This window comes from Actinophytocola sp., from assembly GCF_035634895.1.
Classification (GTDB): Bacteria; Actinomycetota; Actinomycetes; order Mycobacteriales; family Pseudonocardiaceae; genus Actinophytocola.
In genome coordinates, this window is sequence record NZ_DASQCC010000153.1 from 57,566 (window position 1) to 74,031 (window position 16,466).

14 protein-coding genes are annotated in these 16,466 nt (G+C 72.2%); 9 read left to right on the forward strand and 5 right to left on the reverse strand.

What is annotated here, in order from left to right:
• Window positions 1-87 precede the first annotated feature (87 nt).
• The 5 genes from VET29_RS23150 to VET29_RS23170 all read left to right on the forward strand — a co-directional run bounded on the left by VET29_RS23150 (window position 88) and on the right by VET29_RS23170 (window position 3,885).
• Window positions 88-1,344, forward strand: a complete 1,257-nt coding sequence (locus tag VET29_RS23150) for an MFS transporter (RefSeq protein ID WP_324923909.1) — start codon at window positions 88-90, stop codon at window positions 1,342-1,344.
• 13 nt (window positions 1,345-1,357) lie between these two features.
• Window positions 1,358-1,582 (forward strand): MbtH family protein, encoded by a 225-nt coding sequence (locus tag VET29_RS23155; protein ID WP_324923911.1) that lies wholly within the window; start codon window positions 1,358-1,360, stop codon window positions 1,580-1,582.
• Complete coding sequence (sbnA, locus tag VET29_RS23160) at window positions 1,579-2,604, forward strand: 2,3-diaminopropionate biosynthesis protein SbnA (protein WP_324923913.1); 1,026 nt, start codon at window positions 1,579-1,581, stop codon at window positions 2,602-2,604. Before VET29_RS23155 ends, sbnA begins: the two co-directional genes overlap by 4 nt.
• Window positions 2,598-3,599 (forward strand): 2,3-diaminopropionate biosynthesis protein SbnB, encoded by a 1,002-nt coding sequence (gene sbnB / locus VET29_RS23165; protein WP_324923915.1) that lies wholly within the window; start codon window positions 2,598-2,600, stop codon window positions 3,597-3,599. Before sbnA ends, sbnB begins: the two co-directional genes overlap by 7 nt.
• Before the next feature lie 61 nt (window positions 3,600-3,660).
• Window positions 3,661-3,885, forward strand: a complete 225-nt coding sequence (locus tag VET29_RS23170) for a helix-turn-helix transcriptional regulator (protein WP_324923917.1) — start codon at window positions 3,661-3,663, stop codon at window positions 3,883-3,885.
• A gap of 1 nt (window position 3,886) precedes the next feature.
• On the opposite strand, the gene VET29_RS23175 is transcribed toward VET29_RS23170, so the two are convergent.
• On the reverse strand, window positions 3,887-4,495 hold the full coding sequence (locus VET29_RS23175) for a helix-turn-helix transcriptional regulator (RefSeq protein ID WP_324923919.1): 609 nt from the start codon (window positions 4,493-4,495) through the stop codon (window positions 3,887-3,889).
• Window positions 4,496-4,653: 158 nt separating this feature from the next.
• Between VET29_RS23175 and VET29_RS23180 the strand changes: the two genes are divergently transcribed.
• Window positions 4,654-7,176, forward strand: a complete 2,523-nt coding sequence (locus VET29_RS23180) for a type 2 lanthipeptide synthetase LanM family protein (RefSeq protein WP_324923921.1) — start codon at window positions 4,654-4,656, stop codon at window positions 7,174-7,176.
• An 18-nt stretch (window positions 7,177-7,194) separates the two neighbouring features.
• Window positions 7,195-10,131 carry a helix-turn-helix transcriptional regulator gene (locus tag VET29_RS23185; RefSeq protein ID WP_324923923.1) on the forward strand — a complete coding sequence of 979 codons (2,937 nt, stop codon included), beginning with the start codon at window positions 7,195-7,197 and terminating at the stop codon, window positions 10,129-10,131.
• A gap of 31 nt (window positions 10,132-10,162) precedes the next feature.
• Here the strand turns inward: VET29_RS23185 and VET29_RS23190 are convergent, their stop codons facing one another.
• From VET29_RS23190 to VET29_RS23205, 4 genes are all read right to left on the reverse strand, one after another.
• Window positions 10,163-11,419, reverse strand: coding sequence for a cytochrome P450 (locus tag VET29_RS23190; protein WP_324923925.1), 1,257 nt, complete (start codon window positions 11,417-11,419; stop codon window positions 10,163-10,165).
• Window positions 11,420-11,430: 11 nt separating this feature from the next.
• Window positions 11,431-13,068 (reverse strand): class I adenylate-forming enzyme family protein, encoded by a 1,638-nt coding sequence (locus VET29_RS23195; RefSeq protein ID WP_324923927.1) that lies wholly within the window; start codon window positions 13,066-13,068, stop codon window positions 11,431-11,433.
• Window positions 13,069-13,133: 65 nt separating this feature from the next.
• Window positions 13,134-13,988, reverse strand: a complete 855-nt coding sequence (locus VET29_RS23200) for a thioesterase domain-containing protein (RefSeq protein ID WP_324923929.1) — start codon at window positions 13,986-13,988, stop codon at window positions 13,134-13,136.
• Window positions 13,988-15,163: a glycosyltransferase gene (locus VET29_RS23205; RefSeq protein WP_324923931.1), complete on the reverse strand. Its 1,176-nt coding sequence runs from the start codon at window positions 15,161-15,163 to the stop codon at window positions 13,988-13,990. The genes VET29_RS23200 and VET29_RS23205 overlap by 1 nt, the downstream gene beginning before the upstream one ends.
• 55 nt (window positions 15,164-15,218) lie before the next feature.
• Here VET29_RS23205 and VET29_RS23210 point away from each other — a divergent pair, with 55 nt between their 5' ends.
• Together VET29_RS23210 and VET29_RS23215 are read left to right on the forward strand one after the other, a co-directional pair.
• Window positions 15,219-16,148: a 3-oxoacyl-[acyl-carrier-protein] synthase III C-terminal domain-containing protein gene (locus tag VET29_RS23210; RefSeq protein ID WP_324923933.1), complete on the forward strand. Its 930-nt coding sequence runs from the start codon at window positions 15,219-15,221 to the stop codon at window positions 16,146-16,148.
• A gap of 34 nt (window positions 16,149-16,182) precedes the next feature.
• Window positions 16,183-16,464: a phosphopantetheine-binding protein gene (locus tag VET29_RS23215; protein ID WP_324923935.1), complete on the forward strand. Its 282-nt coding sequence runs from the start codon at window positions 16,183-16,185 to the stop codon at window positions 16,462-16,464.
• Window positions 16,465-16,466: the final 2 nt, after the last annotated feature.

Consider the following 16,466-nt stretch of genomic DNA (forward strand, 5'->3'; position numbering starts at 1 on the left):
GGCACACCTGGACGCAAGCGTGACTGCGCACGTGACTGCCGGAATGTCTCTGTCGCCCTCGGCCGGGGCTCGACCAGCATCGACCCCATGACTGATGCGGTCCCACCGCTGCGCCACAACCGTGACTTCCTGTTGTTGTGGAGCGGTACCGCGGTGTCGATCCTTGGTTCGCGGGCCTCCGGCATGGCCTACCCGCTGCTGGTGCTGTCACTGACGGGGTCGGTGGTCGCCGCCGGGCTCGTCGGGTTCGTCACGATGCTGCCGCACCTGCTGGTCCAGGTCCCCGCCGGGATGCTGGTGGACCTGTGGAACCGCAAGCGGGTGATGATCTGGTGCGACGTGCTGCGCGCGCTGACGATCGCCAGCATCGTCGTGGCGCTGGCCGCGGACCGGCTGTTCCTGCCGCACATCCTGCTCGCCGGGATCATCGAGGGCACGCTGTCGGTGGCACACGGCATCGCCGGCTCGGCCGCCGTGCCGCACGTGGTGCACTCCTCCCAGCTGACGGTCGCGTTGTCCCGCAACGAGGCACGAGAGCGCGGCGCGATGATGCTCGGCCAGCCGCTCGGCGGTCTCCTGTTCGGGATCGGCCGCGTGGTGCCGTTCCTGTTCGACGCGCTCACCTACCTCGTCTCGCTGGCGACGCTGCTGCTCATCAAGAGGGACTTCCAGGTGGCGCGGACCGGGGAGCGTAAGCGGATGCGCACCGAGCTCACCGCGGGCATCCGGTGGCTGGCGCGCCAGCCGTTCCTGCGCACCACCACGATCCTGGTCGCCGGCAGCAACCTGTTGTTCCAGGCGCTGTTCCTGACCGTCATCGTGATCGCCGCCGACCTCGGCGCGACCCCCGGCGCGATCGGGCTCATGTTCGGCATCGCGGCGGTCGGCGGCGTGCTCGGCTCACTGGTCGCGCCCGCCGCGGAACGCCGGCTGTCCATGAAGGTCGTCGTCATCGGGGTGAACTGGGTGTGGGCGGCGCTGGTGCCGCTCGTGCTCGTGGTCCGCGACCCGTACCTGCTCGGGGCGGTGTACGCGCTGATGTGCTTCGTCGGTCCGGTGTGGAACGTCGTCGTCTCGGCCTACCAGCTCGCGGTCACCCCGGACCGGATCCAGGGCAGGGTCATCGGCGCCGCGAGCACGGTGGCCTTCGGTGCCATCCCGCTCGGTTCGCTCGTCGGCGGCCTGCTGCTGGGGTGGCTCGGCACCCGGCCGACGGTGTGGGTGCTCACGATCTTCATGGTTTCCATCGCCATGGTCGCGACCGTCAATCGTGCGGTGCGCGCCGCGCCCACCCTCGGCGGCCAGGAGCCGAGGGCGGTGAACACGGAGTTTGTCGCACAGTGAGAGAGGGCCTGACATGGCAGAGGACACCATGGACGAGCGCACCTACCGCGTCGTGGCCAACCACGAGGAGCAGTACTCGATCTGGCTCGCCGACCGGGAACCCCCGCCGGGCTGGCGCAGGGCGGGCATCGAGGGCAGCCGCGACGAGTGCCTCGCCCACATCGCCACCGTGTGGACCGACATGCGGCCACTGAGCCTGCGCCGGTCTATGGAGCAGGCGGCAAGTCGGTCGTCGTGAGTGCGCTCGCGAGCGCACCCGAGCCCCCGACCACCGGCGTGCTCGCCACGGTCGGGGCGACGCCCCTCGTCGAGCTGACCAGGATCGAGGCGCGCAGCCCGTTCCGGGTCTACGCCAAGCTGGAGGCGGCCAACCCCGGCGGCAGCGTCAAGGACCGGTCGGCGCTCGCCATGCTGCTGGCCAGGGTCCGCGACGGCACCCTGGTGCCCGGCCGGTCGGTGGTGATCGAATCCAGCTCCGGCAATCTCGGCATCGGGCTCGCCCAGGCCTGCCGCTACTTCGGCATCCGGTTCGTGTGCGTGGTCGACCCGCGGGCGAACGCGCAGAACGTCGCGATCATGCGTGCGTACGGCGCGGAGGTCGAGGTGGTGCGGCAGACCGACCCGGTGACACGCGAGTACCTGCCGGTACGGATCCGGCGGGTGCGTGAGCTGGTGGCCGCCACCCCACACGCCTACTGCCCGGACCAGTACGCCAACCTGCTGAACGCGCGGGCGCACGAGACCACGATGCGGGAGATCGTCGACGCGCTACCCGGCCCGCTCGACTTCCTGTTCTGCCCCACCAGTTCGTGCGGCATGCTGCGGGGGTGCGCCGAGTTCGCCCGCCGGCACGGGCTGGCGGTGCGGATCGTCGCCGTGGACGCGGCAGGCAGCGCGATCTTCGGCGACACCCCGAGACAGCGGCTGGTCCCCGGCCACGGCGCCTCGGTCCGCCCACCCCTGTTCCGGGAAGGGCTCGCCGACGAGGTCGTGCACGTCGACGACCTCGGCTGCCTGGTCGGCTGCCGCAGGCTGGTCGCGGAGGAGGCGGTGCTCGCGGGCGGGTCCTCCGGCGCGGCGGTGGCGGCCGTCGCGGCCATGCGGGAGCGCATCCCGGCCGGCGCGAACTGCGTGCTCGTCCTTCCCGACCGCGGCGAGCGCTACCTGGACACGATCTACGACGACGCCTGGGTGAGCACCAACTTCGGGGACGTGTCGCACCTGTGGAAGGCGGGCGAGATGGAGGCGGCATCGTGTTGATCCTGGGCAACGAGCCGGTTCGGTCCGTGTTGGACGGTCGGGAGGAGGCGGTGGTCGAGCTGGTCCGGCGCTGCTACCTGACACACGCGCGTGGCGACACCTCGTTGCCGCACTCGGTCTTCCTCCGGTTCGCGGACCAGCCACGCGACCGGATCATCGCACTGCCCGCCCGCGTCGGCGGCGAGCAGCGGATCGCCGGGGTGAAGTGGATAGCGTCGTTCCCCGGCAACGTGTCCGCCGGTGTCGCTCGGGCGTCGGCCACGATCATCCTCAACTCGATGGACACCGGTCAACCGTTGGCGGTCGTCGAGGGCTCGACCATCTCGGCACGGCGGACGGCGGCCAGTGCGGCCCTCGCCGCGGCGACACTGGGCTCGGCGAACGGTCGGGGCGTCGCGCTGATCGGGTGTGGTGTCATCAACTTCGAGGTGCTGCGGTTCCTCAGGACCACCAACCCCGGCCTGACCGAGGTCACGCTGTTCGACCTGAGCCAGGAGCGTGCGCGGTCGTTCGCGGCCCGGTGCGCGCGGGAACCGGGCGGCCCGGCGGCCACCGTGGCGGACCGGCTGGAGGACGCGCTCGGCGCGCACACCCTGATCAGCTTCGCGACCACCGCGGGGGTGCCGCACACGGGGTTGGCCCACTGCCTGCCGGGCAGCCTGGTGCTGCACCTGTCGTTGCGCGACATCCAGCCGGAAGCGTTGCTGGACAAGGACAACGTGGTGAACGTCGTCGACGACGCCGACCACGTGTGCCGGGAGGCGACCTCCGTCGACCTGGCGGCGCGGCTGGCCGGTCACCGCGACTTCATCCAGGCCGCGCTCGGCGACGTACTGGCCGGGTCGAGCCCGTACGACCGGGATCCCCGCCGGGTGACGGTGTTCTCGCCGTTCGGGCTGGGGATACTGGACATCGCGCTGGCCGACTTCGTGCGGGTCGAGGCGGTGGCGCGCGGGGTGGGCACGCACCTCACCGACTTCCTGCCCCCGGCGTGAGTGCGAATATGGGGGCCGTTCCCGACTGTCCCGGCCGCCGCCGGCCACTAGCGTCGGCGGTATGCGGGAACTCACGCAGCACAGTCCGGCCGGGATCGCCCTCAGCGCACGGGAGATCGACGTTCTCCGCTTCATCGCGGACGGCCACAGCAACGTCCACATCGCACGGATGCTGTCCTGCTCGCACCACACGGTCAAGAACGTGCTGCACGACCTCATGGGCCGGCTCCAGCTCCGCAACCGCGCGCACGCGGCGGCCTACGCGGTGCGAGCAGGCATCATCTGAGTCAGATGAGCCCTTCCCGCAGGGCGAACGCGACCGCGTGCGCGCGGTTGCGCAGGCGCAAGCGGTGGGTGATGTCGTGCACGATGCCGGTCACGGTGCGCGGTGAGTAGGCGAGGGCCTTGGCGATCTCCACCGTCTCGTGGCCGTCCGCGACCATCAGGAGGACGGCCTTCTCCCGGTCGTCGAGCACCGGAGCAGACCGCCGGTGCGACAGGTTCGCGTCCAGCCTCCCGAGCCGCGCCATGACTTCGCCGAGCAGGTCCGGCGGCATGCTGCCGTGGCCGTCGGCGACCGCCAGCACGGCGGCCGCCAGGCCCTCCGCGTCGGCCTCGGCCCGGCGCAGCACGCCGTTGACCCCCGCTTCGATGGCCCGCAGGGTCCCCGCCGCGTCCACGGAGGTCGCGACCAGCAGGACGCCACGCCGGTCGGTCTCCCGGACCAACCGCAGGGTCCGCTCGTCGATCGTGTCCACCGCGATCACCGTCACCGCGGGCGGGCCGTCGGTGGTGACCTGCGCGCACAGCCGGAGCGCCGACTCCACCCCGGCCCGCAGCACCGGGTCCGAGGCGAGGATCTCGACGGATGTGCGCGAACCCGGTCGAGTGTCCACGACCGCTCCTCCCGGTTGACCTGACGAAACCAGCCTGCCCCCGCCCCGCCCACCACGCATCGGCGCGACACCCCCAACTTCGGCCGCCCCCGGTTGATCGCGAATCTGGGGGCCGCGCCCCCATGTGCCGCGACCCCCCGTGGTGGCAGGATCGACGCGTGAGCCTTCCGTCCACCAGTACCAGCCGACCGGACTGGGCGGACTTCGTCGAGCAGGCGATCGAGCAGGCGCAGCCGGCTGGACCGCTGCTCCGGCCACTGCTCGACGAGGCGCGGGACCGAGTGGCTCGGGGGGCGCCCCGGTCACCCGAGCTGATCGACCTCTCCCCGGTGTGCGACCAGTTCACCGGCCTGCTCGACGCTCAGCTGACGAAACTCGTCGACAGAAGGCTGGGGCACACCGCCGGGCTCGCCGCGCTGCTAGCCGAGTACCCGGTCCTGGCAAGACTCCTTGCGCAGACCTGCCTCCGCGCGATCGACGCGCACCTGCGGCTGCTCGACCGGCTCGGTGCCGACCGCGACACGATCGTCGAGGTGCTGTTCGGCGGGGTCGATCCCGGGCCGCTGCGCGAGGTGGGGGCGGGCGGACGGCGGGGGCGGACGGTACTGCGCTTCGCGGACGGCCGCGCCGTGGTCTACCAACCACGCTCCCCCGCCCTGCTGCGCCACTTCGGCGAGCTCACCAGCTGGCTCAACAAGACCGTCCCCGGCCTGGCCCTGCGGCCGGTCACCACCGTGGTCCGCCCCCACCACGGGTGGGTCGAGTTCGTCCCCCACCGGCCCTGCGCGAGCGTCGTCGACGTCGACCGGTTCTACCGCCGCCAGGGCGCCCTGCTCGCGCTGCTGTACGCCGTGGACGCCGTCGACCTCGACCACGAGACCCTGGTCGCGGCCGGTGACCAGCCGGTCCTCGTCGACGTGGAAACCCTGTTCCACCCCGCACTCGAACCGGCGGCCCCCGGTCAGGACCCGGCGACGCGCGCGCTGCGCTCGTCGGTGATCCGCACGGGCCTGCGGCCGCTCGCGTACGGCCCCGGCCGTCCCCGGCTGGGCGACCGGGACGTCGACCCGGCCGAGTACCGCTTCGCGTTGCTCACCGGGTTCCGCGCCGGCTACGACGCGATCGACGCGCACCGCGACGAGTTGGCCGGAGCCGGTGGCCTGCTCCAACGCTGCCGCGACGACGAGATCCGCGTCGTCGTCCGCCCCACCGGGGACTACGCGACGCTGCTCGCGGAGTCCACCCGGCCCGACCTGCTCCGGGACGACCGCGACCGCGAGCGCTTCTTCGAGCGGCTGCGGACCGGCTCACCCGACCGGCGGCTCGTCGAGGCCGAGATCGCCGCGCTGGTGTCGGGAGCGGTACCCGCGTTCGTCGGCAGGCCGTGTTCGCGGGACGCCTGGACCCCGGACGGCGAACAGGTGGCGGACCTGTTCGACACGTCCGGTCTCGACGCGGTCGCCGCGAAGATCGCGGCCATGGACGAGGTGGACCGCCTCGACCAGGAATGGTTGATCGCCGCCGATATGGCCACCCGCGCAGGCCCGGCCGACCACCGGGGCGGCGAGCACGCGTCCCAACCGGCTCCCGCCGCGGTGCCGGACGCACCGTCGCTGCTGGCCGCGGCCTGTGGCATCGCCGACCAGCTCGTCGCCAGGTCCCTGCAGGACGAGCACCGCGCCAACTGGCTCGGCCTGGAGCTCACCGACGGCCGGCACTGGACGCTCGCCCCGCTCGGCGCGCGGCTGGGTGAGGGCTACCCCGGCGTCGCCCTGTTCCTCGCGCAGCTCGGCACGCTGACCGACACCGCTCGCTACCGTGCGCTGGCGCGAAAGGCGCTCCGGCCGGTCCCCGGGCTGCTGGCCGCCCTCGACGCCGACCCCGGGCTGGCGGGGGTCCTCGGGCCCGGCGGCTTCGCCGGCCTCGGCGGGCTCTGTTACACGCTCTCCCGCATGACCACGTTGCTGGGCGACCCCGAGATCATGGACTGGCTGACGAGAGCGGTCGACCTGGTGGGCCCGCTCGCCGACCGCGCTGAACGTGGTCCGGCGGGCGTCGCGACCGGGGACGCCGGTGGCCTGCTGACCATGCTCGCGGTGCACGCCGAGACCGGCCTCACCTCGGCCCACCATGCCGCGACCGCGTTCGCGTCCCGGCTCGCCGGCGCCGGCCGAAGCGGCCATCCGTCGACCGGGTTCGCCGACGGCTCGGCGGGGGTCGCACACGCCTTGCGGCGGTTCGGCGCGGCCGCGCCACTGCCCGTCGTCGGCGACGTCAGCGACGCCGGGGACAACCTGGGGTGGTGCACCGGCCTGTCCGGACTGGTGCTCGCCGCCGACGACCTCGACCCGGCGACCGTCGACGACGTCGTGACCGTGCTGGCCGAGCGCCGGCCGCTGCGCGACGCCAGCCTCTGTCACGGCGAACTGGGCATCGCCGAGGCCCTCTCGGTCCTCGCGCGGCGTGGGCACACCGGCGCGGCGGAGGCGCGGGTGCACTACGCGGCACGGGCCATGGGCGCGCTGGGCTGGGGCGGACCGCGCTGCGGCACACCGAACGGGGTGCCCTCCCCCGGACTGCTGACCGGTCTCGCCGGGATCGGTTATGGTTTGCTAAGACTGGGTTTCGCTGATCGGGTTCCGTCGGTTCTCTTGCTGGAGAACAGCTTTCCGGCTCGGTGAGGACACTGGGGTCACGATATGCAGACTCGCGCTCCACTGGTGGTCGGCCGCGACCGCGAGCTGGCCGACCTGGCCCGCGCGGTGGCCGGCACCCGCGAGGCGCGCGGGACCTCGGTGTTCATCGTCGGGGAGGCCGGCATCGGCAAGTCCCGGCTCGGGGTCGAGACCACCAGCATGGCGTTCGCCGAAGGGCTGCGCATCATGCGCGGGCGGGGCAGCACGATCGGCCCGACTGTCCCGTTCCGGCCGCTGGCCGAGGCGCTGTTGTCGCTGTTCCGCAGCGGTGACCCACCGGACGAGCAGGCGCTCGGCCCGTACCGGCCGGTGCTCGGCAGGCTCGTCCCCGACTGGAGCCGGGGCGAGCCGGAGCCGGATGGGGGCTCGGTGGTCGTGCTCGCCGAAGGCGTGCTCCGGCTCCTCGCGACCCTCGGCAGGGACCGGGGTTGCCTGCTGGTGCTCGAGGACCTGCACGAGGCCGATGCCGAGACGTTGGCCGTGGTGGAATACCTGGTCGACAACCTCGACGGGCTGCCGGTCGTGCTGCTGGCGACCGTCCGCAGCGAACCGTGTGCCGCGCTCGACCTCGCCGGTTCCGCCGCACAGCGCGGGTCGGCCACCATCCTGGACCTGCGCAGACTCGAGGTCGCCGACGTGCACCGGCTCGTCGCGTCCTGCCTGGAGGTCGAGCCGGACGCGGTGCCGAGGCGGGCGGCCCTGCGGCTGTGGCAGGACAGCGCGGGCAACCCGTTCATGATCGAGGAGCTGCTGAGCGGACTGGTCGACAACGGATTGCTGATCCAGAGCGGCGGCAGATGGCACGAGGTCGACGACGAGCCACGCAGGGAGGTGCCCGCCACCCTGGTGCGCAGCATCGCCAACCGCATCGACCGCCTCGGGCCGAAAGCGCGAATGCTGCTCTCGGTCGCCGCGGTGCTCGGTCGCCGCTTCCCGCTGTCGGTGGTGCAACGGGTCACCGGGATGGACGACCGCACGGTACTCAGCCACCTGCACGCCGGCGTTGCCGCACAGCTCGTGACCGCCGACGAACCGGCTCCCGACTGGTACTCCTTCCAGCACCCGCTGACCGGCGAAGCCCTGCTGGCCATGATCACGCCGACCGACCGGGCCGACCTTTCCGCCCGGGCCGCCGACGCGATCGAGACCATCCACCCCGGCCTGCCCGGTGAGTGGTGCCAGCTCGTGGCGTCGCTGCGGTGCCACACCGGCGACCGGGCGGGCGCCGCACGACTGTTCGCCGAGGCCGGCAGGCGTGCGCTCGCCGACGGCGCCCCGAGCTCGGCGATCACGCTCCTCGAACGGGCCGACGAGCTGCTCGCCGACTCCGACGCGACCAGCACCCGCGCCGAGATCCTCGAGTCCCTGCTGTACTCACTCGCCGAGGCAGGCCGGTTCGACCGGGCTTTCGAGCTGGTCGAGGGGGTGCACCGGTGGGGAGGCGCTGGGTTGGGCACCGCGCGGCGAGCGGGGCTGCACGTCAGGCTGGCCTGGGTGGCGAAGGTCGCGGGCCGCCCAGCCGACGGACTGGCGCAGGTCGACACGGCACGGGCACTGCTCGGTCCGGACCCCGCCGACTCCGACGCCGCGCCGCTCTACGCCGTCGCCGCCGACCTCGCACTCGAGCTGCCCGGCACCGACCGCGACCGGGATCCCGAGGGGCTGGCGCGGCGGGCGGTCGCCGCCGCGGAGCGGGCCGGACTGCCTGCGACCGAGTGCCAGGCCTGGCTCACCATCGGGACCGTGGCCCGCGCACAGGACCTGGCCGCGTCCACCGCCTGCTTCGACCGGTCCCGCACGCTCGCCGAGGAGCACCGGCTGCCGATCTGGCGGATCTACGCGCTCGTCGAGCTGGCCCGCAACGACTGGCTGTCCGACGGGGACATCACCGGCATGGAACGCGTCCGCCACGAGGCGCTGCGGGTCGGCGCGATCACCATCGGGTATGTGGTGGACGCGACCATCGCGCTGCACACGGTGCTGAGCGGACGGTTCGCGGAGGCGGCCGAGCTGGCCGACGCGTGCTGGGCGGCGGCGACCCGGCTGCGGCTCGACCACGTGGCCGCGAACCTCCAGCTGACCAGGGCGGTGCTCGCCGCACACCGCGGGCGACGGCAGGAGTTGGCCGATGCGACCGCCGAGTTCCACCGCGGGCAGGAGGAGGGATCGCCGGACCTACCGCTGCTCCTCGGCCTGGCCGACGCCTTCTGCGCGCTGCTCGACGAGGACCGTCCGCGCGCCCGCGACGCACTCGCCCGGCTGCGGGGCGCCGCGCGCAACAACCCCACCACGTTCTGCATCGCCGGCCGGTACGGACTGGAGCTGCTCGTCGACGTGGTGGACGGCGCCGCGGACTGGCCGGGGTACGAGGAGATCAGCGCGTCGGTGATGAGCACGATGCGGTGGAACAACCAGTTCGTCCACCTGGCACACGCGGTCCTCCTCGGCCGCGCGGGCAGACCTGCCGAAGCGGAAGCCGCGGTCGCGGCCGCGCTGGCGGCCGGCTCGCTCTACCCGGTGCCCACCCACCTCGGCCTCCGCCTCGTCGCCGAGGCCGCTGCCGCCGACGGCTGGGGCGAGCCGGAGGCGTGGCTGCGACGGGCCGAGGAGTACTTCCACCAGGCGGACGTGCCCGCGATCGCCAGGGCGTGCCGGGCACTCCTGCGCCAGACCGGCGCGGCGGTCCGGCAGCGGCGTGGCGGAGCGGACCAGGTGCCCGCCGCCCTGCGCGCGCACGGCGTGACCGTGCGCGAGTACGAGGTCTTCCAGCTGCTCGTCGGCCGGCTCGGCAACAAGGCCATCGCCGGGCGGCTGCACATCTCGCCACGCACGGTGGAAAAGCACGTGGCGAACCTCGTCAGCAAGACCGGCCAGCCGGACCGCGAGGCACTGCACGACTACGCGGCCACCGTGCTCACCGACCCACCGCCCGGGACGTAGCGACCGCTGGTGTGTCGATGGCTGCCGCCAGTTATCGGACGGGTGCCGCGGACGGCTCGGTCGTGCGCACTGCCAGGCGGTCGTACCCACGGAGCATCAGGTGCCTGCGGGCGCCGGGTTCGGCGGCGAGCGTGAGCTCCGGGAAGCGGGAGAGCAGGCGTGGCAGCGCAAGCCGTCCTTCCGCTCTGCCGAGGGCCGCGCCGATGCAGAAGTGCGGCCCCGCACTGAACGAGTAGTGGTGGTTGTCCGCGCGGGCCGGGTCGAACCGGTCGGGGGCGGGGAAGCGGCCAGGGTCCCGGTTGGCGGCGCCGGTGAGGATGAGGACGGGCCGCCCCGCCGGCGCGGCCACGCCGGCGATCTCGGTCGTCTCGACCGGGTAACGGGTGGCGAAGTGGAGCGCCGGTTCGAGCCGGAGTACCTCCTCGACGTAGGCCGGGGCCAGCGCGTGGTCGTCGCGCAGAGCCGAGGCGAGCCCGGGGTGGTCGAGGAGGATGCGCAGGCCGTTGCCGAGCAGGTTCGACGTGGTGCGGAACCCGCCGTTGAACACGATGATGATGCTGGCCAGAAGTTCCTCTTCGGACAGTGCGGTGTCCGAAGAGGCCAGTGCGGACACGAGGTCGTCGCGGGGGTGCGCGCGGCGGGTGGCGAGCAGGTCGGCGAAGTACGCGCCGAGTTCCTCTGCCGCGACGTCGGCGGCCAGTACCTCGCGGTAGGGGCGCTGACCGACCTCGATCATCGCGTCGAACGCCTCGACCCTGGCAGGGAACCAGTCCCGGTCACGTTCGGGCACCCCGAACAGCTCGCCGATCACGTCACGGGGCAGCCGCAGCGCGAACTCGGCCATGAAGTCCGCCGGTGCGCCGTCGGCTCCGAGCGCCGCGAGCCGGTCGAGCAGCTCGCCGGTGATCCGGTCGACCATCGGCTCCATCGCGGCCACCCTGGCGGGCGCGAACGCCCGGCCGAACAGGCGGCGAACGCGTGCGAGGTTCTCCCCGCCCGCGTGGAACAGGGAACTCTGCAGCGTGCGTACGGCGGCGTGTGCACGCCACCGGGAGCTGGTCCGGTCGAGGTAGGCCGCGTCGAGCACGCGGAGGTTGTCGTCACGCAACGCCTGGCCGACCGCCTCGTAGCCGTGGACGATCGCGGCGTACCGGCTGCCGGCGGGAAGCGCGGCCGCCGGCCCGAGTTCGTGCAGCCGGGCATAGATCGGGTACGGGTCTCGCCTGCCATCGGCGCTGAGCAGCTCGCGCATCAACCCGACGGCAAGCTCGCCACCTGATCCGGTCACGACCTCCGCTCCTACCTCTCTGCCGCTGCCGCCAGGACCCGCTGGCGCATCAGGAACTTGCGCACCTTGCCGGTCGGGCCGAGCACCACCGCGTCGTCGTCGACCACGTCGATCCGCCGCAGGACGCCCGCGGCCGCCGAACCGATTCCGGCACGCACCTCGTCGCCCCGATCGCGGGCGGGATCGGCTCCGTCGTGGAGGACGAGCAGCACGTCGGCGATCGGGCTGCCGTCGGCCGCCGTGGTCGCGACCACCGTGCAGTCCCGGACATCCGCGCACCTCGTGAGGATGCGTTCCTCGGAAAGCGCGGTGTAGAGCCAGTTCCCGTCGCCGAGGTCGACCGCGTCACTTGCCCGGTCGACCTGATAGTAGTAACCGTCCTCGTCCCGGTACATCAGGTCGCCGGTCAGGTAGTGACCGCCGAGCCGGCTGCGGTAGGTGGCCGCCGAGTCGTTCCAGTAGCCGGGCGCGACCGTCGGCGCCTTCAGCCCGCACTGCCCGACCTGTCCGACCGGCACCTCCTCACCGGTCTCCACGTCCAGCAACGTCACCTCGGCGAACGGGTACGGCTTGCCGACGCAGCGGTCGTAGCGGTCGCTGCCCAGCCGATGTGTCACGTAGAACGCGCTGTGGCCCATCTCGGAGGAGCCGAGCATGTCGATGAACTTCGAGCCTGGCACCTCGACCATGCCGTCCCTCGTCCACTCGACGTGACTGCCGGCCGCGATCAGGTTCCGCACGTGCGTCTCGTGCGCGCAGTCCCCCGTGCTCGACCAGACGCGCACCGAGCGGAGGTCCCGGGTGGACAGGTCGAACCTCGCCAGTTCCGCCCAGGTCACCGCGAACCCGAAGACGCCCGTCGGGCGCCACCGCTCGATGACGTCCAGGATCTTCTCACCGCTGTGCTCGAACGAGCCGCCCTGTGCCGACAGGCAGAGGAGTTGGTACCCGTTGCACAGCGCCTGGTTGATCACGATGACGCCGGCGGCGTGCGCGGCGGGCAGCGCGGACAGCTCCCGCACCTGGCCGTAGGGCCGTGCCTCGGTGAGCCGGACCGCGCGGATGGCCGCGAACAGGCTGTGGTGCGAGTGGACCACCGCGGTCGGCATCCGGGTGGTGCCGGAGGAGTGGGTGATCGCCACCGGGTCCTCACCGGCGTGCCGGAAGTGCGGCGGCGCCGAGGCGGGGTCCCCGGTGCCGGTCTCGGTGGCGTCACCGAGGACGGGCGCCCCGAGGTCGTGCTCGCGGAGCCCGTCGTGGTCGGCGTCGAGGAGGACCCCGGCGCAACGCAGCCGCCGCACGTACTCGGCGGCGACCTCGACCGGCATGTTGCCGTTCATCAGCGCCGGGATCGCCCCCAACCAGGTGAGCGCGAAGAAGTTGAGGAGCACGTCGGCCGACGCCGTCACGTAGATCGCCACCGGGTCCCGCCGCCGCACACCGCGCGCGGCGAACCACGCCGCCCGCGCGGCGACCCGTTCGGTCAAAGTGGACAGTGACAACGGCGTCCATTCGGGAATGCCGTCCACGTCGGTGTCGAAGCTGATCCTCGGGAGGTCTCGGTCAGCCCCGTGCTCCGCCAACATCAGCAGCACGTTGCCGGCACCCACCCGCATGTCCTCTGCCAGTGCGGCACGCAGGTTGCTCACGGAACCTCCTGGTAGGACAGAGGAAAAGGCTCTCCTCACACGCTCGCACGCCCGCATGGGGCGCGCTAGAGTAACCGCGCGGAAATCGCCGCGGCCAGCTGCTGGACCGGTTGGGGCAACAGCATGTGCTCGTGCAGGCAGTCGACGTCGACGGCGTCGATCGCACCACCGGCATGCGGTCGCCAGGACGCGACCTTCTTCGCCGTCGGTGGCTGCTTCCGGGTCGCGGACAGGAACAGCACCGGGCAGCTCACCCGGCCCGGCCGGTGTGCCTGGGAGATCGCGAGGTTGTTCCGCACCACCTTCGGCAACGTGAGCACCCGCTCGTCCGGCCACGAGTCGAAGCCGAGACCCGGCCGCGCCCTGACCAACGCGAGAAGCCGGGCCTCGGGTTCCGGCTCGTCCTGCGCGATCGCCGGCTGGTAGCCGAACTCCCTGAGCACGAAGTTGCAGACGCGCCAGGCGTTGTCGGCGGCGCGACCGAAGCTGTAGGGCAACGCCGGGGTCGCGTCACCGAGCACGAGCAGCCCCACCTCGTGACCCCTCCGCTCGAGTTCCTCGGCGATCGCGTGGGCCATGTTGCCGCCCAGGGACCAGCCGAACAGGTGATGGGGGCCGTCGGGCTGGACGCGCCGGATCTGGTCGGCGAAGTCACGTGCGAGCTCCGCCATGTCGACCGGCAGTGGCTCCTGCCTGCGCAGCCCCCGTGACTGCAGGCCGAAGACCGGGTTCCCGGACCGGATGCGCTGCGACAGCGCCAGGTAGCACCAGCTCACCCCGACCAGGGGTGGCGCGCAGAACAGCGGCGAACCGGTCCCCTCCCGCAGCGGGAGCACCATCTCCAGTTGGCTGCCCGCCTGCCGCACGTGCTCCCGCCGCTGCCTGGCCCAGCGGAGTTCCTGCGCCGAGGGGAACGCCATCACCCACCTGCCTTCGCCGTCGCCGCGGCGTCCACACCGGAGGCCAGCGCGGTGAGTTCCGCCGCGGCGGCACGAGCACCGCCGGCCGCCGCGAACTCGTCGGCCAGCCGCTCAGCGTGTCCGCGGTAGTCCGGTTCGTCGAGCACGGCCCGCACCGCTGCGGCCAGCTCGGCCACGCTCGCGTCGAGGATCGAGACCTCGACCGCGGCGCCGGCATCGACGACCTGACGGGCGACGGCCACCTGCTCCGCACGGACCGGGGCCACGACCATGGGAACACCGTTGGCGAGCGCCTCGTGCGCCACTCCCCCGGCGTGGCACACGACCGCGTCGAGCTGGGGAAGCAGGTCGAGCATCGGCACCAGCTCCCTGGCGATCACGTTGTCCGGGAACCCGTCGCCCGCGATCCCCGAGGTGACGAACACCGCCTGCACCTCCCGCGCCATGGGCGCGAGCGCGGCGGCCATCCGCTGGTAGAAGTCACCGATCAGGTGCCCGACCAGGGTGCCGACCGTCACCAGCACGTGCCGGCGGCCGGGATCCCACTCCTGCCAGGGGAAGTCGGGAGTGTTCAGCCGTTCGCCGAGCACCGCGCCCGTGAGGACGCACCTGTCCGGCAGCGGGGTGCCACCCATGAGGCCCGGGGTGGTCAGCGCGAGCACCAGGTGTGGCGAGAACCGGGGGTCGAACGACTCGTCGGCCGGCAGGCCGGCCACCGTGCGAACCGTCGCCAGCCGGTCGGTCACGATCTCGGCGAACGCGGGAAGTTCCGGTGGCGGGGCCAGCTCCAGCGCCCCGGTGCACACCGTTGCCCACGGCAGACCGCGCCGGTGCGCCACGACGGCGCCGGACAGTGCGTACTGCTCGGCCACGACGACGTCCGGCCGGTACGCGCTGACCGCGGCGTCGACCGGGGCGAGGGTGAAGCGGGTGAACGGGATCAGGTACCCGTCCCAGAGTGCGACCAACCCCGCCGCGCCGGTGTCGGCGGGCCGGCGGTAGGTGCGCACACCCGTCGGGTGGACCGGCACGTCCGGACCGACCAGCGGGCGCAGCACGCTCTCCGGACCGCACCACACCACCTCGTGTCCACTGTGGATCAAGAGGCGGGCGATCGCGAGCATCGGGTTGAGGTGGCCGGACAACGGCAGCGCCACGAACAGGAATCGCGACATCCGGCAATGGTGACACACGTTGACGGTCCCCGGAAGGCGTGGTGTCATTCGGAGTATGACCGCACTCGACGCGGTGTCGGTGTACACACCGGAAACGAGCGTGCCCATCGAGGACCTGTCCGAACCGCTCGGGCTCACCGACATGCAGGTCAAGCTCTTCCGCCGGTTCCACGGCCTCGACGAGGTCCGGCTGGACCGGAACCGTTCGCTGCACGACCTGCTCCGCTGCGCGCTGCACGGGCTCACTGCCCTGGGCGGCAACGAGAACCGGGTTCGCTATGTCATCCACGGCAGAGCGATGCCGGTCGTCGTGCCCTATCCGGAAAACCCGCTGCACGACGTCTGTCGCGAGTTCGGCCTCGGACACGCGTCCACGTTCACGGTGACACAACAGAGTTGCGCCAGCGGATTGCTGGCGGTCGAGCTTGCCGGGCGGTTGCTCGCGGAGGATTCGCGGCCCGACGCACTCGCGGTGGTCCTCACCGGCGAGAAGGCGTTCACCCGCGACGCGCAGCTGCTGCCCGGCACGTCGATCTTCAGCGAGGGCGCCTCCGCGTGCCTGGTGAGTACCACCGGGCAGCGTGACCGGCTGCTTTCCTACGTCTGCCACCAGCGCGGCGAGTTCGACATCGAGATCGGCGAGACCACCGAACGGTTCCAGCGCGAGTACCGGCCCGCGCTGGCCTCGGTGATGCGGCAGGCGGTCGCCGAAGCCGGGCTCGCGCTGGACGATATCCGTTTGATACTCCCGCATAACGTCAATGTGGTTACCTGGCAACGGTTGTGCCTGCTGCTGGACTATCCCCTGGAGCGTGTCGTGCTGTCGAACGTGGCGACGGGCGGCCACGTGTTTTGCGCGGACGCGTTCGCCAACTACCGCACGGCGCTCGACGGCGGACTGCTGCGCGAAGGTGACCACTACCTCGTCGCGGCCGTCGGCTCGGGGAACGGCGCGACCTTCTCCGCGATGCTGTTCCAGCACTGAGGTTCCACGAACGAGTACCGCATGGAGGACGACAATGGCCGCACCGGAAGCCGGGATCGACGTCGCGCTGCGCGCGCGTGCCGTCGACGCGATCACCACACAGCTGCACAGGCTGCTGAAGCGGGACGGCCCGATCACCGAGGACATGCTGATGGCGGAACACCTCGGTCTCAGCTCCTCGCTCGGACTGGAACTGCTGCTGGAGGTCGAGGAGGTGCTCGGGGTGCAGATCGACGTGGAGACGATGGACCCGGAGCGGACCCGCACCGTCGGCGAGCTGGCCACCTTCGTCGCCGGTCACGGCCGGCCCTGGTAGCC